Source organism: Brevundimonas sp. CEF1 (assembly GCF_051353055.1).
Classification (GTDB): Bacteria; Pseudomonadota; Alphaproteobacteria; order Caulobacterales; family Caulobacteraceae; genus Brevundimonas.
The window spans coordinates 3,212,501-3,234,102 of the sequence record NZ_CP195593.1 but is presented as its reverse complement, the minus strand read 5'-3'; the positions used below and the strand labels follow the sequence as shown (position 1 = coordinate 3,234,102).

Annotated in this window: 16 protein-coding genes (1 of these 16 cut by a window edge); 2 read left to right on the top strand and 14 right to left on the bottom strand. The window is 69.0% G+C overall.

What is annotated here, in order from left to right; translation table 11 throughout:
• Positions 1–145: 145 nt before the first annotated feature.
• The gene (locus ACR9FL_RS16220) at positions 146–2,581 is read left to right on the top strand and encodes a membrane-bound PQQ-dependent dehydrogenase, glucose/quinate/shikimate family (RefSeq protein ID WP_436356373.1); all 2,436 of its coding nucleotides are present in this window, start codon (positions 146–148) and stop codon (positions 2,579–2,581) included.
• A gap of 83 nt (positions 2,582–2,664) precedes the next feature.
• Here ACR9FL_RS16220 and ACR9FL_RS16215 read toward each other — a convergent pair whose 3' ends face one another.
• The 5 genes from ACR9FL_RS16215 to ACR9FL_RS16195 form a co-directional block, all read right to left on the bottom strand.
• Positions 2,665–3,927: a glutamate-5-semialdehyde dehydrogenase gene (locus ACR9FL_RS16215; protein ID WP_436356372.1), complete on the bottom strand. Its 1,263-nt coding sequence runs from the start codon at positions 3,925–3,927 to the stop codon at positions 2,665–2,667.
• Positions 3,924–5,093: a glutamate 5-kinase gene (proB, locus tag ACR9FL_RS16210; protein ID WP_436356371.1), complete on the bottom strand. Its 1,170-nt coding sequence runs from the start codon at positions 5,091–5,093 to the stop codon at positions 3,924–3,926. The genes ACR9FL_RS16215 and proB overlap by 4 nt, the downstream gene beginning before the upstream one ends.
• 133 nt (positions 5,094–5,226) lie before the next feature.
• Positions 5,227–6,666, bottom strand: coding sequence for an efflux transporter outer membrane subunit (locus ACR9FL_RS16205; RefSeq protein WP_436356370.1), 1,440 nt, complete (start codon positions 6,664–6,666; stop codon positions 5,227–5,229).
• Complete coding sequence (locus ACR9FL_RS16200; RefSeq protein ID WP_436356369.1) at positions 6,666–9,941, bottom strand: efflux RND transporter permease subunit; 3,276 nt, start codon at positions 9,939–9,941, stop codon at positions 6,666–6,668. The genes ACR9FL_RS16205 and ACR9FL_RS16200 overlap by 1 nt, the downstream gene beginning before the upstream one ends.
• A gap of 6 nt (positions 9,942–9,947) precedes the next feature.
• On the bottom strand, positions 9,948–11,141 hold the full coding sequence (locus tag ACR9FL_RS16195; protein WP_436356368.1) for an efflux RND transporter periplasmic adaptor subunit: 1,194 nt from the start codon (positions 11,139–11,141) through the stop codon (positions 9,948–9,950).
• Positions 11,142–11,421: 280 nt separating this feature from the next.
• Between ACR9FL_RS16195 and ACR9FL_RS16190 the strand changes: the two genes are divergently transcribed.
• Entirely contained in the window at positions 11,422–11,907 is a 486-nt protein-coding gene (locus ACR9FL_RS16190; RefSeq protein WP_436356367.1) for a TetR family transcriptional regulator, read from the top strand.
• 59 nt (positions 11,908–11,966) lie between these two features.
• Here the strand turns inward: ACR9FL_RS16190 and leuB are convergent, their stop codons facing one another.
• The 9 genes in view from leuB to ACR9FL_RS16145 are tightly spaced (at most 30 nt apart) and all read right to left on the bottom strand, a layout consistent with a single transcriptional unit that may run on beyond the window.
• On the bottom strand, positions 11,967–13,067 hold the full coding sequence (gene leuB / locus ACR9FL_RS16185) for a 3-isopropylmalate dehydrogenase (protein WP_436356366.1): 1,101 nt from the start codon (positions 13,065–13,067) through the stop codon (positions 11,967–11,969).
• Positions 13,067–13,657 carry a 3-isopropylmalate dehydratase small subunit gene (leuD, locus tag ACR9FL_RS16180; protein ID WP_436356365.1) on the bottom strand — a complete coding sequence of 197 codons (591 nt, stop codon included), beginning with the start codon at positions 13,655–13,657 and terminating at the stop codon, positions 13,067–13,069. Before leuD ends, leuB begins: the two co-directional genes overlap by 1 nt.
• Complete coding sequence (leuC, locus tag ACR9FL_RS16175) at positions 13,650–15,104, bottom strand: 3-isopropylmalate dehydratase large subunit (protein WP_436356364.1); 1,455 nt, start codon at positions 15,102–15,104, stop codon at positions 13,650–13,652. Before leuC ends, leuD begins: the two co-directional genes overlap by 8 nt.
• A complete protein-coding gene (locus ACR9FL_RS16170) occupies positions 15,091–16,059 on the bottom strand; it encodes a branched-chain amino acid transaminase (protein ID WP_436356363.1) in 969 nt (322 codons plus the stop codon). Before ACR9FL_RS16170 ends, leuC begins: the two co-directional genes overlap by 14 nt.
• A complete protein-coding gene (locus tag ACR9FL_RS16165; RefSeq protein WP_436356362.1) occupies positions 16,043–17,299 on the bottom strand; it encodes a 2-isopropylmalate synthase in 1,257 nt (418 codons plus the stop codon). The genes ACR9FL_RS16170 and ACR9FL_RS16165 overlap by 17 nt, the downstream gene beginning before the upstream one ends.
• A gap of 1 nt (position 17,300) precedes the next feature.
• Complete coding sequence (locus ACR9FL_RS16160) at positions 17,301–17,552, bottom strand: ACT domain-containing protein (RefSeq protein WP_114818162.1); 252 nt, start codon at positions 17,550–17,552, stop codon at positions 17,301–17,303.
• 2 nt (positions 17,553–17,554) lie between these two features.
• Positions 17,555–19,273, bottom strand: coding sequence for an acetolactate synthase 2 catalytic subunit (gene ilvG, locus ACR9FL_RS16155; RefSeq protein WP_436356361.1), 1,719 nt, complete (start codon positions 19,271–19,273; stop codon positions 17,555–17,557).
• Positions 19,274–19,303: 30 nt separating this feature from the next.
• Positions 19,304–20,317 (bottom strand): ketol-acid reductoisomerase, encoded by a 1,014-nt coding sequence (gene ilvC, locus ACR9FL_RS16150; RefSeq protein WP_436356360.1) that lies wholly within the window; start codon positions 20,315–20,317, stop codon positions 19,304–19,306.
• A 3-nt stretch (positions 20,318–20,320) separates the two neighbouring features.
• Positions 20,321–21,602, bottom strand: partial view of a dihydroxy-acid dehydratase gene (locus tag ACR9FL_RS16145; protein ID WP_436356359.1) — the 3' portion only. The gene runs 473 nt beyond the window's last position; 1,282 of the gene's 1,755 nt are visible here — the last part of the coding sequence; the start codon falls outside the window, past its right edge; it ends in the stop codon at positions 20,321–20,323.

Sequence of the window (21,602 nt, the reverse complement as noted above, 5' to 3'; positions counted from 1 at the left end):
TTCGGAGCGATAGGAGAGGGCGGCGCTGCGGCGCCGCCCTTTTTCTTTGGTCGCTTTCTCGCCGCATTCTGGAACGGCTCGGCTTCGCGGGTGTTGAGGCAAGGCCAAGCTGGCCCCTAAGCTGAACTCCCAGGAGTCGTGCGACATGTCCTCCATTGAACGCGGGCGCGGATTCGGAAGCGTCCTGGTGCGATTGCTCGGGGTGGTCATCGCCCTGATCGGGCTGACGCTGACCATCGGTGGCGGGCAACTGATCATGCTGGGCGGCTCGCCCTATTATCTGATCGTCGGCCTGCTGATGATCCTGTCCGGGGGGCTGCTGGCCCTGCTGAGGACGACCGGCGCCTGGCTCTACATCCTGATCTTCATCGGCACGGTGATCTGGGCGCTGTGGGAGGTGGGGCTGAACGGCTGGGCCCTGGTGCCGCGTGTGATCGCGCCCCTGGTGCTGCTGATCTTCGTCGTCCTGTCCTTCCCCGCGCTGAAGCGCGAAGGCGGAGGCGGCAAGCTGGCGTTCGGCGGGATCGGCCTGATCGTCGTCCTGGGGCTGATCTCCGGCGTGGTGGTGGCTCAGGCCAACAAGGCGAGGGTGCAAAGCCCGGTCCCGGCGGCGGGGCAGGGCGGGATCGGCGATCCGGCCCTGATCAAGACGGGCGCCGACTGGCCGGCCTATGGCGGAGCCGACAGCGCCCAGCGCTATTCGCCGTTGAGCCAGATCAACAAGGACAATGTGAAGGGCTTGCAGCGGGCCTGGACCTTCCGCACCGGCGATCTGCCGGAGGAGCGGTTCGGAGCGGAAACCACCCCGTTGAAGATCGGCGACACCCTCTATCTGTGCTCGGCCCGGAACCGGCTGTTCGCCCTGGATGCGACGACCGGCAAGCAGAAGTGGACCTATGATCCTCAGGTCGCCGACGACCAGATCCCCTATACCGCCGCCTGTCGGGGCGTGACCTATTACGCCCAGCCCAATGTCGATGCAGCCCAGCCCTGCGCCACGCGGATCATCGAGGGCACCCTGGACGGTCGGCTGGTGGCCGTGGACGCCCGAACGGGGGCGCCCTGCGCCGGCTTCGGGACGAATGGCGCGGTCAGCATCAAGACCGGCATGGGCGACCCCTATCCGGGGATGGTCTCCATCACCTCGGCCCCGGTCATCGTGCGCGGCGTGGTGGTGACGGGGCATCAGGTCCTGGACGGGCAGAAGCGCTGGAACGCGTCCGGCGTGATTCAGGGTTTTGACGCCGTGACGGGGCAACTGCGCTTCGCCTGGGACATGATGCGGCCCGACATCACCGCCCTGCCGCCGGAGGGGCAGACCTACACCCCCGGCACGCCGAACATGTGGACCACGGCCACGGCGGACGAGGCCCTGGGCCTGGTCTTCCTGCCCATGGGCAATTCGGCGGCTGACTATTATTCCGGTCTGCGCCGTCCGGCCGAGAACGAATACTCGACCTCTCTGGTGGCGCTGGACGTGACGACCGGCAAGCCGCGCTGGCACTTCCAGACGGTGCGCAAGGATGTCTGGGACTACGACCTGGGCTCGCAGGCGACCCTGGTGGACATGCCCGGGGGCGTGCCGGCGGTGATCCTGCCGTCCAAGCAGGGCGATCTCTATATTCTGGACCGTCGCACCGGTCAGCCCCTGCACAAGGTCGAGGATCGCCGCGTGCCCCAGGGCGGCGTCGAGCCCTCGCAACGCAGCCCGACCCAGCCCTTCTCCCTGTTCCACACGCTGAGGAAGGCGGACCTGACCGAGCGCGACATGTGGGGCATGTCGCCGATCGATCAGATGTTCTGTCGCATCCAGTTCCGTCAGGCGGCCTATGAGGGCTATTTCACTCCGCCGACCTCGGATCGGCACTGGATCCAGTATCCGGGCTACAACGGCGGCTCGGACTGGGGCGGGGTGGCGGTTGATCCGGCGCGCGGCGTGATCGTCGCCAACTACAACGACATGCCCAACCACAACCGCCTGGTGCCGCGCGCCGAGGCCGATCGGCTGGGCTGGTTCTCGCGCGACGACCCCCGCTACATCGAGCGCGAGAAGGAAGCGGCCAACCGCGGCGGCAACCTGTCAAAGTCCAAGGCCGAGGGGGCGGGCGACCCGCAGGCGGGCGTGCCTTACGCCATCGACGTCAACGCCGGCTGGCGGGTCAAGGCCACGGGTCTGCTGTGCAAGCAGCCCCCCTATGGCGGCCTCCGCACCATCGACCTGAAGACCGGCCGCACCCTGTGGGATCGCCCGTTCGGCACGGCGCGCAAGAACGGGCCCTTCGGCATCCCCTCCCTGCTGCCGTTCGAGATCGGGACGCCGAACAACGGCGGCTCGGCGGTGACGGCGGGCGGACTGATCTTCATCGCCGCCGCGACCGACGACCTGATCCGGGCCATAGACATCGAAACGGGCAAGACCGTCTGGTCCGACGTCCTGCCGGCGGGCGGCCAGGCCAATCCGATGATCTATGAGCAGAACGGCCGTCAGTATCTGGTCATCATGGCCGGCGGGCATCACTTCATGGAGACGCCCGAGGGGGACTATGTGATCGCTTACGCCCTGCCGGAAGGCAGGTCGTAAGCTTCCTTTTTGGGCCTATCGCCCTTCGGGCTGCTTGAGGCCCGTATAGAGAGGTCGGGGCGGCGGCTCCGGCCTTTTCTGTTTCAGGGTCGGGTCTGGCCCTGGCCGCGCACGACGTATTTGTAGGTGGTCAGCTGCTCGGCGCCGACAGGGCCGCGGGCGTGCAGCTTGGAGGTCGAGATGCCGATCTCGCCGCCGAAGCCGAACTCGCCGCCGTCGGCGAACTGGGTCGAGGCGTTGATCAGGACGATGGCGCTGTCGATGCCGTTGGCGAAGCGTTCGGCGGCCTCGGGATCGGTGGTGATGATGGCCTCGGTGTGGCCCGAGCCGTAGCGGCGGATATGGTCCACGGCGCCCGCCACTCCGTCCACGACCCGCACCGACAGGACGGGGGCCAGGTATTCGGTGGTCCAGTCGGCCTCATTCGCCTCGGTCGCTGCGGGGACCAGGGCGCGGGTCTCAGTATCGCCGCGCAGTTCGCAGCCGGCGGCCATCAGGTCAGCGGCGACGGCGGGCAGGAGGCGCGCGGCGGCGGCGCGATCCACCAGCAGGGTCTCGGTGGCGCCGCAGACCGAGACGCGGCGCATCTTGGCGTTGACGGCGACGCGACGGGCGACCTCGAGGTCGGCGGCGGCGTCGAGATAGGTGTGGCAGAGGCCTTCGAGATGGCCCAGCACGGGGGCCTTGGCCTCGGCCTGAACGCGGGCGACCAGGCTCTTGCCGCCGCGCGGAATGATCAGGTCGATGGCGCCTTCGAGGCCAGACAGGATGGCGCCCACGGCCTCGCGATCCGGGACGGGGACCAGCTGGATGGCGTCGGCGGGCAGGCCGGCCTCGGACACGGCGCGGGCGACCACGGCGGCGATGGCGCGCGAGGTGGCCAGGCAGTCCGAACCGCAGCGCAGGATGGCCGCGTTGCCCGAGCGCAAGCACAGGGCGGCGGCGTCGGCGGTCACATTGGGCCGGCTCTCATAGATGACGCCCAGCACGCCGATGGGGGTGCGGACGCGGGCGATGTCCAGGCCATTGGCGGGGGTCCAGCGGGCCATCTCGGCGCCGACGGGATCGGGCTGGGCGGCGATGGTCTCGACGGCGACCGCCACGCCCTCGACGCGGGCGGGCGTCAGGGCCAGACGGTCGATCAGGGCCTCGGACAGGCCGGAGGCGCGGGCGTTTTCGATGTCGCGGCCGTTGGCGGCCAGGATCTCGGCCTCGGCGGCGCGCAAGCCCTCGGCCAGACGGGTCAGGGCCTCGGTGCGGGCGGTCGGCGTGGTGGCGCGCAGGGCGTCGGCGGCGGCGCGGGCGCGGCGGCCCATGTCGAGCATGAGATCGGCAACGTCGGTCATCGGGTTTCCAGCACCAGGTCGTCGCGGTGGATCACGACCGAGGGGCCGCGATAGCCGATCAGGGTCTCGATTTCATCGGAGTGGCGGCCCCGGATCAGGGCGATCTCGTCGGCGGGATAGGCGGCAAGGCCCACGCCGACGACGGCGCCGGTCGGGTCGAGCAGGCGCAGGCTGTCGCCCTTTTCAAACTCGCCGCTGACGGTGACGACTCCCGAGGGCAGCAGGCTCTTGCCCGCCTTCAGCGCACGCACGGCGCCCTCGTCCAGCGTCAAGGAACCGCCCGGCGCCATGCTGCCGGCGATCCACTGCTTCCAGGCGGCCAGAGGCGTGGCGGGTGCGGTGATCAGGGTGGCGCGGGCGCCCTCGGCCACGGCCTTCAGCGGGTGCGGGGTCAGGCCCGAGGCGATGACGGTGGCGCAGCCGGCCGAACGAGCGATCTGGGCGGCGGCCAGCTTGGTGGCCATGCCGCCGGTGCCGACGCCGGCCTCGGCATTGGCGCCGCTGGCCATGCCGAGGATGTCGGGGCCGAGGCTCTCGACGAGGGGCAGGTGGCGGGCCTCGGGATCGCGGCGGGGGTCGGCGGTGTAGAGGCCGTCCACGTCGGACAGCAGGATCAACAGGTCGCCGCGCGCTAGTTGGGCGGTGCGGGCGGCCAGTCGGTCGTTGTCGCCGTAGCGGATTTCCTCGGTGGCGACAGTGTCGTTCTCGTTGACCACGGGGACGACGCCGTGGGCCAGGAGGGCCTCGACCGTGGCGCGGGCATTGAGCCAGCGGCGGCGGCGTTCGGTGTCGTCGCGGGTCAGAAGGACCTGGGCGGTGATCAGGCCGTGGGGGGCCAGGGCCTCTTCCCAGGCGTGCATCAGCAGGGTCTGGCCGACGGCGGCGGCGGCCTGCTTGTCCTGCAGCCGGCCCGGCGAGGTCTTCAGCCGCCCGCGCCCCAGGGCCACGGCGCCGGAGGAGACGACAATGACCTCGCGGCCCTGCGCGCGCAGGTCGGCGATGTCCTGGGCCAGGGAGGCCAGCCAGTCGCGGGCCACGGCGCGGGTGGCGGCGTCAACCAGCAGAGAGGATCCGATCTTGACCACCACGCGGGGGGCATGGGCCAGGGCCGCCGCGGGGGCGGCGGTGGTCTCGGCGGCGGGGGAGGGCGCAGCGGAAAGGGTCACGACGCCCTTCCTAGAGCATCAATCGGGCCAGGGTCACGCCTTCAGGCGTCAAAATCATGCGCGCGCGGCCAAAAGAAAACGCCCGGCGGGGTCGAACCTGCCGGGCGTCTCTGTTTCAGCGATGATCCGAGGATCAGGCTTCGGGATCGGGCGCCTGATCCCAGCCGCCGGCCAGGGCCTTGAACAGGGCGATCTGGTAGGTGGTGACCTGGGCTTCCGAAGCGGCCAGGGCGGCGTCGGCGCCGGCCAGGGTCCGTTCCGAATCCAGCACCGTCAGGAAGCTGTCGGCGCCGGCGTCGAAACGCAGACGCGACAGACGGGCCGCCGTCGCCGCCTGGTCCCGCGCGGTGCGCAGGGCCGTGCGGCGGTCCAGTTCGTTGGCGTAGCTGCTGAGCGCGGTTTCCGTCTCTTGCAGCGCCGTCAGCACGGTCTGGTCGAAGGTGGCCAGGGCCGCGTCGGTCTGGGCGTCGGCCTGCTTGATGCGGGCGCGGGCCACGGCGATGTTGGGGAAGTTCCAGCTGATCAGCGGACCGACGCTGAAGCGGAAGTTGGCGTCCTCGCCCAGGTCCGAGGAGTCCAGCGCCGTCGAGCCGAGAGAGCCGCCCAGGCTGATCGACGGATAGAGGCTGGCGGTGGCCACGTTCACGCGCGCGGCGGCGGCGGCCAGGCGGGCCTCCGCCTGACGCACGTCGGGACGACGGGCCAGAAGGGCCGCGCCGTCGCCGATCGGGATCGGCTGCGACAGCTGCGGCGGCGACTGGCAACCGCGCGCCGCCTCGCTGGCCTCGGCCGGGGTGCGTCCGGTCAAGGTCGAGAGGCGATACAGGGCCCCGTCGCGCGAGGCCCGCAGCGGCGGCAGGCTGGCGCGGGTCTGTTCCAGGGCCGCGCGGGCGCGGGCCACGTCCAGACCATTGCCCGAACCGCCGTCCAGCAGACGCTGGGTCAGATCGACGGTCTTGCCTTGCAGCTCGATGGTGCGCTCGGCCACCGCGATCTGGGCGTTGGCCGAGCAGGTGTCGGCATAGGCCCGCGCCGTTTCGGCGGCGACGGTGATCCGCACCACCTCCAGGGCCTCACGGGCGGCGTCGGCGTCGCCACGCGCGGCGCGAACCGAGGACTCCACCCGGCCGAACAGGTCGACCTCATAGGAGACGTCCAGGCCGACGCTGTAGGTGTCGACGTCGTCCAGCTTGGCGCCGTTGGCGGCGGGGTTGGTGATGGTCGAGGCCTGGCTGCGGGTGAAGCCGGCGTTGGCGTTCGTCGTGGGCAGACGGCCGGCGCGGGCCTCGGACAGCGAGGCCCGGACGGCGCGCAGATTGGCCGCGGCCGCCTCCAGCTCGTTGTTCTCGGTCAGCGCCTGCTGGATCAGGCCGTCAAGCGTGGCGTCGTTGTAGAGCCGCCACCAGTCAGCGCGGGCCGCCTCGGTCGAAACCGAGGCGGATTGCGAGCCGATGAAGGCGCCCTGGCCCTGCACCGGAACCGTAGGGTCCGGCGCCTTGGGCCCGACCGCACAGGCGGCGAGCAGAAGCGCGGCGCTGGAGGCGGTCAGGAGGGGAAGGACTTTACGGTGCATCAGGCGTCTCCCAGGCGCGGGCTGGCCGTGGTGGGGGCGGCCGGCGCGGGGTCGTGGGGGTCATACGGATCATGCGGCGGCGCGCCGTAGGTCGTCGGCAGCTCGCGCGCCTTGACCGGGGGCTTGGGCAGCTTGGCCGAGAGCCAGCGCATGATGACGTAGAAGACCGGGGTGAAGATCAGACCGAAGAAGGTCACGCCCAGCATGCCGGAGAAGACCGACGTGCCCAGCGACTGGCGCATTTCGGCGCCGGGGCCGGTCGCCAGCATCAGCGGCACGACGCCGAAGATGAAGGCGAAGGACGTCATCAGGATCGGACGCAGGCGCACCTTGGCGGCGTAAACAGCCGCTTCGAAGCGATCCATGCCCTCTTCCTCTTCCGCCTGCTTGGCGAACTCGACGATCAGGATGGCGTTCTTGGCCGCCAGCGCGATCAGGACCACCAGGCCGATCTGGACCAGGATGTTGTTGTCCAGACCGCGGATGTTCACCCCGATCATGGCCGCCAGCAGACACATGGGGACGATCAGCACCACCGCGAGCGGCAGGGTGAAGGCCTCATACTGCGCCGCCAGCACCAGGAAGACGAAGACCACGGCCATGATGAAGATGACCGAGGCGCCGCCCGAGGCCTGCTTCTCCTGCAGGGCCAGTTCGGTCCACTCGTAGCTGAAGCCTCGCGGCAGGGCTTGAGAGGCCAGTTGCTCCATCGCCGCGATGCCCTGGCCGGACGAGACGCCCGCCGCGGCCTGGCCCTGCAGTTCGGAAGCCGGGAACAGGTTGTAGCGGACGACGCGGGCCGGACCGGAGTCCTCGCGCAGGTTGGCGACGGCGCCGATCGGCACCATGGCGCCGGAGGCGGAGCGGGTCTTCAGGTTGGCGATGTCGGCGATGTCGTCGCGGGCCGAGGGTTCAGCCTGGGCGGTGACGCGGAAGGTGCGTCCCAGCAGGTTGAAGTCATTGATGTAGGACGAGCCCAGATAGACGCCGAGGGTGTCGAACACCGCCGACGGCTGGACGCCCATCATCAGGGCCTTGTTGCGATCGACGTCGGCGGCGATGCGGGGCGAGCCGGTGTTGTAGGTCGAGAAGACCTGCTGCACCTGATCGGGCATCTGGGCCGCGCCGCCCATCATGGCGAAGGTGGCCCCTTCCAGCGCGCGGTAGCCCGCGCCGGAACGGTCCTGGATCATCATCTTGAAGCCGTTGCCGTTACCCAGGCCTTGAACGGCCGGGGGGGCGATGACGAAGATGTTGGCTTCCTCGATGCCGCCGGTGGCGCCGGTGATGGCGCCGGCCAGGGCGGTCGCGGCCTGTTCCTTGGTGCGGTCCTCGAAGGCGTCGAGGCGCACGAAGATGGTCGCGGCGTTGGAGCCGAACGAGAAGCTGGAGCCGTCCAGACCGGCGAAGGCCACGGTGCCGTCGACGCCCTCGGTCTTCTGGATGATCTCGTCGGCGCGCTTCATCACGGCTTCGGTGCGTTCCAGCGAGGCGCCGGCCGGAAGCTGGATGACGCCGATCAGGAAGCCCTGATCCTGTTCCGGAATGAAGCCCGAGGGCGTGTCCACCAGACGCCAGCCGGTGAGGGCCAGCAGGCCCGCATAGACGATCATGACGACCATCAGCGAACGCACCAGGCGGGCGGTCAGGCGGCCGTATTTGTCGGACAGCCAGTCGAAGCCCTGGTTGAACTTATCGCCGGCCCAGCGGACGTAATAGGTGACCGCGCCCCACAGGCCCGGCTTGCGGACGTTGTCGTGGTGAACGTGCGGCTTCAGCAGCAGAGCCGCCAGAGCCGGGGACAGAGTCAGGGACACCACCAGGGAGATCAGCGTCGCCGAGGCGATGGTGACAGCGAACTGGCGATAGAAGATGCCGGGGATGCCGGGCACGAAGGCGGTCGGGACGAACACCGCCGTCAGCACCAGGCCGATGGCGATCAGGGCGCCGGAGACCTCCTGCATCGAACGATAGGCGGCCTCCTTGGGAGTCAGTCCCTCTCGTAGGTATCGCTCGACGTTCTCGACCACGATGATGGCGTCGTCGACGACGATGCCGACGGCCAGAACCAGGGCGAAGAGCGACAGGGAGTTGATCGAATAGCCCAGGGCCAACTGCACTGCGAAGGTGCCGACCAGGGCCACCGGGATGGCGATGATGGGAATGATGGCCGCGCGCCAGGTCTGCAGGAAGACCAGGACCACGATGGCCACCAGGACGACGGCTTCGAACACGGTGTGCTGCACCGCCTCGACCGAGGCGGCGACGAACTCCGTCGGGTTGTAGGGGATGGAGATGGCCATGCCGGCGGGCAGCTCGGCCTTGACGGCCTCGACCTCGGCCAGGACGCGGTTGGCGGTGCCCAGGGCGTTAGCCCCCGGCTGCTGGACGATGGCGACGCCGACGCCGCGCTCGCCGTCGAAGAAGCCGCGGATGCCGTAATCCTGGGCGCCCAGTTCGACGCGGGCGATGTCGCGGACGCGGGTCACGCGGCCTTCGGCGTCGGTCTTGATGACCACATCGCCGAACTGATCGGGATCGGACAGACGGCCCTGGACCTGAACCGGCAGCTGGAAGGCGGCGGCGTTGGTGGCGAAGGGCGGCTGGCCGATCGAGCCAGCGGCGGCCTGGACGTTCTGGGCGCGCAGGGCGGCGACGATGTCGGAGCCAGTCAGACCGCGCTCGGCCGCCTTGGCCGGGTCGATCCAGACGCGCATCGAATAGTTGCCGCCGCCGAAGACCTGGACCTGACCCACGCCGTCGATCCGCAACAGGCGGTCGCGCAGCGTCGAGTTGGCGAAGTTGCCGACGTAGTCGTTGTCCAGGCTGCCGTCGGGCGAGGTCAGACCGACGATCATCAGGAAGCCGCTCTCGGCCTTGTTGACCGTCACGCCGATCTGGCGGACCTGCTCAGGCAGCTTGGGCTCGGCCAGGGCGACGCGATTCTGGACCAGGACCTGGGCGGAATCGAGATCCGTGCCGGGCTGGAAGGTCACCGTGATCGCCACGGCCCCGTCCGAGGTGGACGAGGAGGTCAGATACAGCATCTTTTCGACGCCGTTGACCTCTTGCTCGATGGGGGCCGCCACGGTCTCGGCCAGGGTTTCGGCCGAGGCACCGGGATAGGCGGCGTTGATGGTGATGGTGGGCGGCGCGATCTCTGGATACTGCGACAGGGGCAGCATCGGATAGGCGAACAGGCCGATCAGGGTGATGAACACCGAGATCACGCCCGCGAAGATCGGCCGATCGATGAAGAAGCGGGAGATATTCATTTAGGTTCAGCCGGCGTTGGCGAAGGAGGCGCTGGAGGCCGGCGCCGCCTGGGTGACGGGGGCGGCGGTCGGCTGTTGGGCGACCGGGGCGATGGTCCCGTTCTTGGCCTGGACCTTCATGCCCGGCATCTGGATGCGCTGGCCGCCGGCGATGATGACGCGGTCGGTCGGCTTCAGACCCGAACGGATGACCCGCAGACCGTCGACCAGGGGACCGGTCTGGACGGCGCGCGGCTCGGTCGAGCCGTCGGGCTTGACGACGATGACCACGCGGCGCGCGGCGTCGGTCGAGATGGCGGCGTCGGGCACCAGCAGGGCCTGATAGGCGCCGGCGCCGGCCAGTTGGGCCTGACCGAACATGCCGGGCTTCAGGAAGCCGTCGGCGTTGGCCACCACGGCGCGCAGGCGGATGGTGCCCGAGGCCGGATCGATGGCGTTGTCGGTGAAGTCCAGCGTGCCGACGCGGTCGTAGCTGGTCTCGTCCTGCAGTCGGATGCGGATCGGAGCGGCGCCGCCGGTGCGGGCGTCGCGCTGATACTTGAGCGCCAGGGCTTCGGAGCCGTCGAAGACGAAGTAGATCGGCGAGGCCGAAACCACGGTCGTCAGGACGTCGCGGGCCGAGGAGCCGCCGCCGACCAGGTTGCCCGGATCGACGCGACGGTCAGAGACGCGGCCCGAGATCGGGGCGGTGACGCGAGTGAACTCGACATCCAGCTGACGCGCGCGGATGGCGGCGTTGGCGGCCGAGACGGCAGCCTGGGCCTGGGCCACGGCGCCGCGCTTGGAGTCGACTTCGGCCTGGGACACGGCCTGCGAGGCCAGCAGGCCTTCGGAGCGCGTGAACTCGGTGCGGGCCAGGGTCAGTTGGGCCTGGGCCTGGGCCAGTTGGGCCTGGGCGGAGGCGAGGGCGGCCTGGGCCGGACGCGGGTCGAGCGTGAACAGCAGCTGGCCCTGGCGCACGAAGTCGCCGTCCTTGAAGTGGACCGACTGGATGTAGCCGCCGACGCGGGCGCGCACATCGACGGTGCGCGGAGCTTCAAAACGACCCGTGACCTCGTCCCAATCAACGATCTGACGGGCCAGAGGGGTGGCCACCGTCACCGGGGGGGCCTGGGGGGCGGGCGCTTCACCGCCCTTGGAACAGCCATAGAGGGCGGTCGCCATCAGTACGGACGCGGCCGCGATCTTCACCGTGCGCATCGGCGCATTCTCCTTGGGAGGGGATTTTGACGTAACAGACATAGCGGAACGGCGATCATCGGGGGAGGATGCGCCAGTCAACATCGGGTGACTTAATGATGATCATGGTTGCGCTTGTCAACGCCTGATGACAAAGCCATATAGGCGATAAGGTTTATAGGAGTACGACCACTTGGTCCTGTGCGACGCCCCCCGACCACGCAATGCGAACGCGACGCGCCAGGCAATTCTGGAAGCGGCGCGGGAGCGTTTTTGTTCCGACAGTTATGACGACGTCGGCATGCGCGATGTCGCGCGCGACGTCGGCGTGGATGCGGCCCTGATCAGCCGCTACTTCGGCTCAAAGGAAGACCTGTTCGTCGCCGTCCTCGACAGCTGCAAGAACGGCCGCGATCTGATGGATGGTCCTCGTGAGGATTTCGGCGATCGAATGGCGCGCGAGATCATCTACGACGAAGTCATGCCCTGTCAGGACGACGGGGCGGGCGCCAAGATGCGCGGCCTGCTGATCCTGCTGCGCTCGGTCGGTTCGGCCAAGGCGATGGACGTCATGCAGAGGACTTCCAACAGCCGCTTCTTCGATCCTCTGGCGGCGTGGATCGGCGGACCCGATGCGCCAGTGCGCGCGCGTCTGGCGGCGGGCCTGATCATGGGCATGGCGATCGGACGCGAGCTGTCGGACGGCTATGCCTCGCTCGACGAGACGCAAAAGGCCGAGATGGCGCGGCGATTGGCCGTGGCCCTGCAGGGGTTGATCGACAACTGAATGTAAAAGGGCGGGCCGCGAGGCCCGCCCTTTCTCTTTAAAGATATAGACGCCGAGGTTCAGGCCCAGTGCATGGGCACGTGACGCGCCGCCGCCCAGTGGATGGCGCGGATGGCGTCGACGATGGCGCGGGTGGCCTCGACCGTACCCAGAGCCCCGCCCAGATCGGCGGTGACGGCGCCCGAGGCCAGGACGGCGGCGACGGCGGCCTCGATGGAATCCGCCTCGTCCTCCAGATCGAAGCTGTGGCGCAGCATCATGGCCGCCGACAGCACCATGCCGACGGGGTTGGCCAGATCTTGCCCTGCGATGTCCGGGGCCGAGCCGTGGATCGGCTCGAACAGGCCGGGACCGTCGGCGCCCAGAGAGGCCGAGGGCAGCAGGCCGATGGAGCCGCCCAGGACCGAGATCTCGTCCGACAGGATGTCGCCGAACATATTCTCGGTCAGGATGACGTCATAGTCGCGCGGCTTGCGGATCAGGTGCATGGCCATGGAGTCGACCAGAGCATGCTCCAGGGTGATCTGCGGATATTCCTCGGCGTGGATGCGGGTCACGACCTCGCGCCACAGACGGCTGGTCTCCATGACATTGGCCTTGTCGACCGAGGTGACCTTGCCGCGGCGTTGGCCGGCGGCCTGAAAGGCGGCGCGGGCGACGCGCTCAATTTCCTCGACCGTATAGACGCACAGGTCCGAGGCGCTGGTTTCGGTGCGGGTCTTCTCGCCGAAATAGACGCCGCTGGTCAGCTCGCGGAAGACGATCAGATCGACGCCCTCGACGATCTCCTTCTTCAGCGGCGAGCGGTGGGCCAGGACGGGCGAGACCTGCAGGGGGCGCAGGTTGGCGTACAGGCCCATGGCCTTGCGGATGGCCAGCAGGCCTTGCTCCGGTCGAACCGGGGCGCCGTCCCAATTGGGACCGCCAACGGCGCCCAGCAGGACCGCGTCGGACGCCAAGCAGGCGGCCTTGGTGTCCTCGGGCAGGGCTTCTCCGGTGGCGTCGATGGCGGCGCCGCCGATCAGGTGCTCGGCGAACTCGAAGCGATGGCCATAGATGTCGCCGATGCAGGTCAGCACGCGCTGGGCCGCCAGGGCGACCTCAGGGCCGACGCCATCGCCCGGCAGGACCACGATGTTGAAGGTGCGGGTGTTGGGCATCAGATGGTCTCCGGTTCACGGAAGCGTTCATAGGTCTGGATGTAGGGCAGCCTGGCTTGCAGCCAGCCGAGGGTGTCGACGCCGTCGAGCAGGCACTGGCGGGCGAAGGCCTCGACCTTGAACGGGACGGGGGCGACGTTGCCGCGACGGATCTCGCCGGCTTCCAGGTCGATGGTCACCGGCTGTTCCGGGTGGGCGGCGAGATCGTCCCAGATGGCCTGATCGACGACGATGGGGAGCAGGCCGTTCTTCAGGGCGTTGGAGGTGAAGATGTCGGCGATCTCGGTCGAGATCACGGCCCGGAAGCCATAGTCCAGCAGGGCCCAGGGGGCGTGCTCGCGCGACGAGCCGCAGGCGAAGTTGGGCCCGGCCAGCAGGATGCGGTGCTCGCTTGGATCGATGCGGTTCAGCACGGATTCCGGCTTGGGCGCGCCGTCGGCCTCATAGCGCCAGTCATAGAAGGCCTGGGCGCCCAGACCCTCGCGCGTGGTGGTGGTCAGGAAGCGGGCCGGGATGATCTGGTCGGTGTCGATATTGGCCTGGCTCAGGGTCAGGGTTTTCGACGTCAGCACCTTGAACGGTTCAGACATGGTGTTTCTCCCCTACCGCCTCGCGCGCGGCGCTCGGCTGCATGAGGGGGGCCTCCAGATAGACGCGCGGGTCGGTCAGGAAGCCGGCGACGGCGCTGGCGGCGGCGGTGGCCGGGCTGGCCAGGATGGTGCGGGCGCCCTTGCCCTGACGGCCCTCGAAATTGCGGTTGGAGGTGGAGACCGCCAACTGGCCCTCGCCGACCACGTCGCCGTTCATGGCGATGCACATGGAGCAGCCGGGGATGCGCCATTCGGCGCCCGCCTCGGTGAAGATCTTGTCCAACCCTTCCGCCTCGGCGTCGCGGCGCACGGCTTCGGAGCCGGGGACGACCAGCATGCGCACGCCCGGCTGGACCTTGCGGCCGCGCAGGACCTCGGCGGCGGCGCGCAGATCGGGCAGGCGGCCGTTGGTGCAGCTGCCGATGAAGACGACGTCGACCTTGTGGCCGGTCGTCGCCTCGCCCGCGGTGAAGCCCATGTAGGCGATGGCCTTGCGGTCCGAGTCCGAGCGCGGCTGCGGCACTGGGGCGCCGACCGGAGCGCCCGCGTCGGGGGTGGTGCCCCAGGTGGCCATGGGGCGGATGGCGGCGCCGTCCAGCGTCACCTCCTTGTCGAAGGTCGCGCCGGGGTCGGAGGCCAGACCCAGCCAGTCGGCGGCGGCGGTCTCATAGTCGGCGGGGACATGACGACGGCCACGCAGCCAGTCGATAGTCGTCTGGTCAGGGGCGATCATGCCGGCGCGCGCGCCCGCTTCGATGGACATGTTGCACAGGGTCATGCGCCCTTCCATGTCCAGCGAGCGCACGGCCTCACCGGCATATTCGATGACGTAGCCGGTGCCGCCGCCAAAGCCGATGGCGGCGATGACGGCCAGAGCCACGTCCTTGCCCGAGACGCCGGGACGCAGGGCCCCGTTGACGGTGACGCGCATGGACCTGGCGCGGCGCTGCAACAGGCACTGGGTGGCCAGGACGTGCCCGACCTCGGAGGTGCCGATGCCGAAGGCCAATGCTCCGAACGCTCCATGCGTGGCGGTATGGCTGTCGCCGCAGACCACGGTCATGCCGGGCTGGGTCAGGCCCAGCTCAGGCCCCATGACGTGAACCACGCCGCGCTGGTCCGAGCCCCATCCGGCCAGCTCGACGCCGTGGCGGGCGCAGTTGGCCTCCAGGGTCTCGACCTGCTTGCGGGCCTGGTCGGTGACATAGGGGTGCTGGCCGTCCGGTCCGGCGGGCAGGGTCGGGGTGGAGTGATCCAGGGTGGCGAAGGTGCGGTCGGGGCGGCGGACCTTCAGTCCGCGCGCCTCGATTTCGGAAAAAGCCTGCGGCGAGGTGACTTCGTGGACCAGGTGCAGGTCCACATACATCACCCCCGGAGTCTCGGCCGTTTCCGGCACGACGACGTGCCGGTCCCAGACCTTTTCATACAGGGTTCTAGGCTGGCTCATGCACGCGCTCCTTGGGGGCGGTGGCGGCCTCGCCGATGGGTTCGAGCCAGCCGAAGCGGTCCGGCGTCGTGCCGTCGAACAGGCCGCGGAAGGCCTTGTTGACCGCCTTGGTGATCGGGCCGGGACCGTTGGCGCGAGTGGCGATGCCGTCGATGGAGCGGACCGGGGTGATCTCGGCGGCGGTGCCGGTCATGAAGACCTCGTCGGCCACATAGAGGGCTTCGCGCGGCAGGATCTGTTCGCGGGCCTCATAGCCCAGGCCGCGCGCCAGCTTCATGACGCTGTCGCGGGTGATGCCCTGCAGGATGGAAGCGGCGGCGGGCGGGGTCATCAGCACGCCGTCCTTGACCACGAACAGGTTCTCGCCCGCGCCTTCGGACAGCAGGCCGTCAGCGCCCAGGGCGATGCCTTCGCCGAAGCCGCGCACGCGGGCTTCGCGGCCGATCAGATAGCCGGACAGATAGTTGCCCCCCGCCTTGGCCCCGGCCGGGATGGTGTTCGGCGCGACGCGGTTCCAGCTGGAGATGCAGGCGTCGACGCCCTTTTCCAGGGCCTCCTCGCCCAGATAGGCGCCCCAGGGAAAGGCCGAGATCATGACGTCGGTGCGGATGTTGTCCGGCGACGGGGACACGCCCATGCCGCACTCGCCCAGGAAGGCCAGGGGGCGCAGGTAGGCCGAACGAAGGCCCTCGGAACGGACCACCTCCTTGCAGGCCTGAACCAGCTCGTCCTCGGTGAAGGGCAGGGGGAAATGATAAATGCGGGCGCTGTCGAACAGGCGGCGCACGTGGTCGGTCAGGCGGAAGCCGCATGGGCCGTTGGGGGTGTCATAGACGCGGATGCCTTCGAACACCGAGGTGCCGTAGTGCAGGGCGTGGCTCATGACGTGAACCGTGGCGTTTTCCCACGCGATCAGTTCGCCATTGATCCAGATATTCTTAGCCAGCGGTTGCATAGGTCTTGTCCATTTGTGCGGAGGCGCCCCCGGCTGTCACGGCCGTGATGATGGCGGTCAGCTCCGCGTCATTGATTTCGCCGATCTGGTCGGCGCGTTGTTTGAAGCCGGCGAAGACGTCGGCCAGGCGCTGGCCTTCCAGCACGTGACCCAGGGCCTCGGCCCGCTTGCCGACCGCGTGGCGGCCGGAATGCTTGCCCAGCACGAAGTAGCTGCCTTCGAAACCGACGTCCTCGGGACGCATGATCTCGTAGGTGCGGGCGTCGGCCATCATGCCGTGCTGGTGGATCCCGGCCTCGTGGGCGAAGGCGTTCAGGCCGACGATGGCCTTGTTGCGGGCGATGACCGTCTCGGTCACGTCGCGCAGGGTCTGCGAGGCGCGCACCAGGTGACGGCTCTCGGCGGATACGCTGACACCATAGCGGTCCGCGCGGGTGCGCAGGGCCATGATGATCTCCTCGATGGAGGCGTTGCCGGCGCGTTCGCCGATGCCGTTGATGGCGCCCTCGATCTGACGCGCCCCGCCCTCGACAGCGGCCAGGGAGTTGGCCACGGCCAGACCCAGGTCGTTGTGCGCGTGCGACGAGAAGATCACATCGGCGTGGCGCGGGCGGATGATGCTGTCCAGATAGGCGAAGCGTTCGCGCGATTCCTCGGGCGTGGCGTAGCCGACGGTGTCGGGCACGTTCAGCGTCTGGGCGCCCGCATCGGCGGCGGCCATCAAGGCCTCGGTCAGAAACTCGGGTTCCGTGCGGAAGGCGTCCTCGGCCGAGAACTCGACGTCGTCGAACATCGAGGCGGCGTATTCCACCGTCCGCGAGATGGTGGCCAGCACCTCGTTGGTGCTCATGCGCAGCTTGGCCGAGCGGTGGATCGGGCTGGTGGCCAGGAAGACGTGGCAGCGGCGATGCGATTTCGGCGCCGGGGCCAGAGCCCGGAACGAGGCGTCGATGTCCTTTTCGTTGGCGCGGTTCAGCGAGGCGAAGATCGGTCCCTCGATTTCGCCGCAGACACGCCGGATGCATTCCTCGTCGCCCGGCGAGGCGGCGGCGAAGCCAGCCTCGATCACGTCCACGCCCAGGTCGCGCAGGACATGGGCCATCTTCAGCTTGGCCTCGGCCGACATGGAGAAGCCGGGGGCCTGTTCGCCGTCGCGCAGGGTGGTGTCGAAGATGATGACGCGGTTGGGATCCGACGCCGTAATCTCGGCCGTTCTGGATACTCGTTCTACTCGGGACATTTTACGCGGCCTCGGACTGGTAGGCGGGGGCGCCGATGCGAGCGACGCCGAACAGGCGGTCGATCTGGCAGCCCAGATTGTCGATGGAGCGCGCCGCGTCGCGGCCGCGCACGGTCAGGGCGATGCGGCGCGAGGCGCCTTCGTCGGCCATGCTCATGCCGTCGATGTGGAAGCCGCGGCGCTCCACCAGGCCGATAAGACGCTGAAGCGAGCCGTCGGCCCGGTCGATCTGGATGTGAATGGTGTCGCTCATGCTCATGCGCCTTCCATCATTTCAGCGTTGCTCTTGCCCGGGGGAACCAGGGGCCAGACGTTCTCTTTGGGGTTGATGATGACGTGGGCCAGGCAGGGGCCGTCGGCTGCCAGCAGGCGGGCGATGCCGTCCTTGACCTGATCGCGACGGTCGATGCGGAAGGCCTCGATGCCGAAGGCCTCGGCCACCTTCACGAAGTCCGGGTTGTCGGACAGATCGACCTCGGAATAGTTCTCCTCGAAGAACAGCTCCTGCCACTGGCGCACCAGGCCCAGCGAGGCGTTGTCCAGCAGGACGATCTTCAGGGCGACGCCGTAACGCTTCAGGGTGGCCAGCTCCTGGATATTCATCATGAAGCCGCCGTCGCCGGCGATGGTGACGACTGTGGCCGACGGGTCGGCCAGCTTGGCGCCCAGACCGGCGGGCAGGCCGAAGCCCATGGCCCCCAGACCGCCCGAGGTGATGTGGGCTTCCGGCTTGGAGAAGCGGCAGTGCTGGGCCGCCCACATCTGATGCTGGCCGACGTCGCAGGCGGCGACGAAGCGGTCGCCTGCAGCCTCGGACAATTGCTTCAGCAGGGCGGGCGCATAGACGCCTTCGCCCGGCGCGTCATAGCGGGCGGCGTGATGCACCGCTGCCGTCGCGCAGCGGATGACCCAGGGGTCGATAGCCAGAGGGGCGGACGCCAGACGCGCCGTCAGGGCCTCGACGCCGGACTTCAGCTCGCCGGGAACCGCGACATGGGTCTCGCGCAGCTTGCCGATCTCGGAGGCGTCGACGTCGAAGTGGACGACGCGGGCGTGGGGCGCGAACTCGGCCAGCTTGCCCGTGGCGCGGTCGTCGAAGCGGGCGCCCAGGACGATCAGCAGGTCGGACGACTGGACCGCCTCGTTGGCGGCGCGCGTGCCGTGCATGCCCAGCATCCCCAGATAGCCGGGGGCGTCGGTAGCGACCGTGCCCAGGGCGTTCAGGGTTGAGACGGTGGGGATGCCCGTGGCCTCGGCGAAGGCGCGGACGGCCTCGGTCGCGCGACCAATCTTCACCCCGCCGCCGATGTAGATCAGCGGGCGCTCGGCGGCGCGGATGAAGCGTTCGGCCTCGGCGATGGCGTCGTGATCGACGTCGCTGGTCTCATTGGGGATGTTGAAGCCGAAGGGGGCGACGGCGGTGGCGAACTGGACGTCTTTCGGCAGGTCGACCAGAACCGGGCCGGGGCGCCCCGAGGCGGCGATGTGGAAGGCCTGTTCGACGGCCGCCGGGATCTCCGAGGCGTCGCGCACCAATATAGAGTGTTTCACGATCGGCAGGGTGACACCCAGGATGTCGATCTCCTGGAAGGCGTCGGTGCCCATGACGCCCTGGGGGACGTTGCCGGTGATGCAGACCATCGGCACCGAATCCATCATGGCGTTGGCGATGCCGGTGATCAGATTGGTGGCGCCGGGGCCAGAGGTGGCCATGCAGACGCCGACCTTGCCCGAGGCGCGGGCATAGGCGTCGGCGGCGAAGGCCGCGCCCTGTTCGTGACGGACCAGGATGTGCTTCAGGCCCGTCCCGGTCAGGGCGTCGTAGATGGGCATGATGGCGCCGCCGGGGTAGCCGAAGACCACCTCCACGCCCATCCGCTCCAGGCTGGAGACGAGCAGGCGCGCGCCGGTGGCCGTGTCGTTCACGGTCGCCGGAGCGGAGGCGGTTTTCAGGGCGGGCGCGGCGGCGCTCATCGGGTCAGTCTCTCTTTATATATATGCAGGTCAGGCGGCTTCAGACTTGGGGGTCTGCAGCCAGGCCATGCGCTCGCGCAGGCGGGCGCCCGTCTGCTCGATGTGGGATTGGCGATCGGCGTCCAGCCAGGCGTCGTATTGCGGCTTGCCGGCCTCGTTCTCGGCGATCCAGTTGCGCGCGAAGGTGCCGTCCTGGATCTCGGTCAGGACCTCCTTCATGCGGGCGCGTGTCTCGTCGGTGATGACGCGCGGACCCGAGGCGACGGCGCCCCACTTGGCGGTTTCCGAGATGAAGTGGTGCATCTTGGAGATGCCGCCCTCGTAGAAGAGGTCCACGATCAGCTTCAGCTCATGCAGGCATTCGAAGTAGGCGATCTCGGGCTGGTAGCCGGCCTCGACCAGGGTGTTGAAGCCCGAGATGACCAACTCCTTGGCGCCGCCGCACAGGACGGCCTGTTCGCCGAACAGGTCGGTCTCGGTCTCTTCGCGGAAAGACGTCTCCAGCAGGCCGCCGGTCGCGCCGCCGATGCCCTTGGCGTAGCCCATGGCGCGGTCGCGCGCCTTGCCGGTCGCGTCTTTCTCAATGGCGAACAGCGAGGGGACGCCCCGGCCGCGCGCGAACTCGCGACGGACCAGATCGCCCGGGCCTTTAGGGGCGACCAGGATAACGTCCATGTCGTCGCGCGGGGTGATGCGGCCGTAGATGATCGAGAAGCCGTGGGCGAACAGCAGGGCGGCGCCCGGCTTGGCGTTGGGCTCGATGATGTCGCGATAGACCTCGTTCTGGATCATGTCCGGGGTCAGGATGGCGATGATGTCGGCGCCGCGAACGGCCTCGGCCGGCTCGGCGGTGGGGACGCCGTCGGCGGTGGCGTGTTTCCAGCCGGTGCCGCCCTGACGAACGCCGACCACCACGTCATGGCCCGAGTCCTTCAGGTTCTGGGCGTGGGCGCGGCCTTGGGAGCCATAGCCGATGACGGCGATGCGCTGACCGGCGATGGCGCCCGGCTTGATGTCGTCGTTGGTGTAGATGGTGATGGCCATGGTTCAGGCGTCCTCAGAAATCTGGTCGTTTGGGATGGCAGCGTTGGAATAGGTCGCGGGCGTTTGGGCCGGTGGCGGATTGGGGATGGTCACGGCCCCTTGCGAGGCGGAGGCGACGGCGGCGCGGTATTTCGCGAAAACGCCTTGCGCCGGACGGACCCGGTTGGGGGCGAAGTCCGCCCGGCGCGCCTCCAGATCGACGAGCACATCGATCCTTCGGTTGGTGACGTCGATGACGATCGGATCGCCATCGCGAATGAGTGCAATCGGGCCGCCCGCCGCCGCTTCGGGAGAGACGTGGCCGGCGACGAAGCCGTAAGAGGCGCCCGAGAAGCGGCCGTCGGTCAGCAGGGCGACGTTTTCGATCTTGCGGCCCTTCAGGGCGGCGGTGACCTGCAGCATCTCGCGCATGCCGGGACCGCCCTTGGGACCTTCGTAGCGGATGATGATGACGTCGCCTTCGCCGACCGAGCCGTCCTGGACCGCGTGGAAGGCGTCTTCCTCGCAGTCGAAGACGGCGGCGGGGCCTTCGAAGCGGTCGACCTTGTGGCCGGTCAGCTTGATGACCGCGCCCTCGGGGGCGACGTCGCCATAGATAACCGCGTAGGAGCCGCGCGCCATGACGGGAGCGTCCATGCTGGTGACGACCTGTTGGCCCGGGGTCTCCTCGGCCTCGGCGGCCTCGGCGAACAGGCTGCGGCCGCTGACGGTCGGCGTGTTGACGATCTTGCCCGCCTCGGCCAGGCGCTGGGCGACCAGACGCGTGCCGCCGGCCGCGAACAGGTGCGAGGCCAGGAAGCGGCCGCCGGGCTTCAGGTCGCAGATGACCGGAGCCTCGACGCAGGCCTGGTGGCAGTCCTCGATGCCGAAATCGACGCCGGCTTCCGCGGCGATGGCGGTCAGGTGCATGACGGCGTTGGTCGAGCCGCCCGAGGCCGAGACGGCGATGGCCGCGTTCTTCAGGCTGGCGCGGGTGATGAACTTGCGCGCCGTGTCGCCGGCGAAGACGCGCTCGACGATCAGACGGCCGCAACGCTCGCCTTCGGCGCCCTTGGCCGGATCGACGGCGGGGACGTCATTGGCGCCCATGGGGCTGATGCCCATGATCGACAGGGCCATGGCCATGGTGTTGGCGGTGAACTGACCGCCGCAGGCGCCGGCGCCGGGGCAGACCGCGCTCTCCACCGCCTTCAGGCCCTCGTCGGACAGGGCGCCGGCGCCGTGGGCGCCGATGGCCTCGAACACCTCCTGGACCGAGACCTCCTTCTCGCCGATCCGGCCGGGC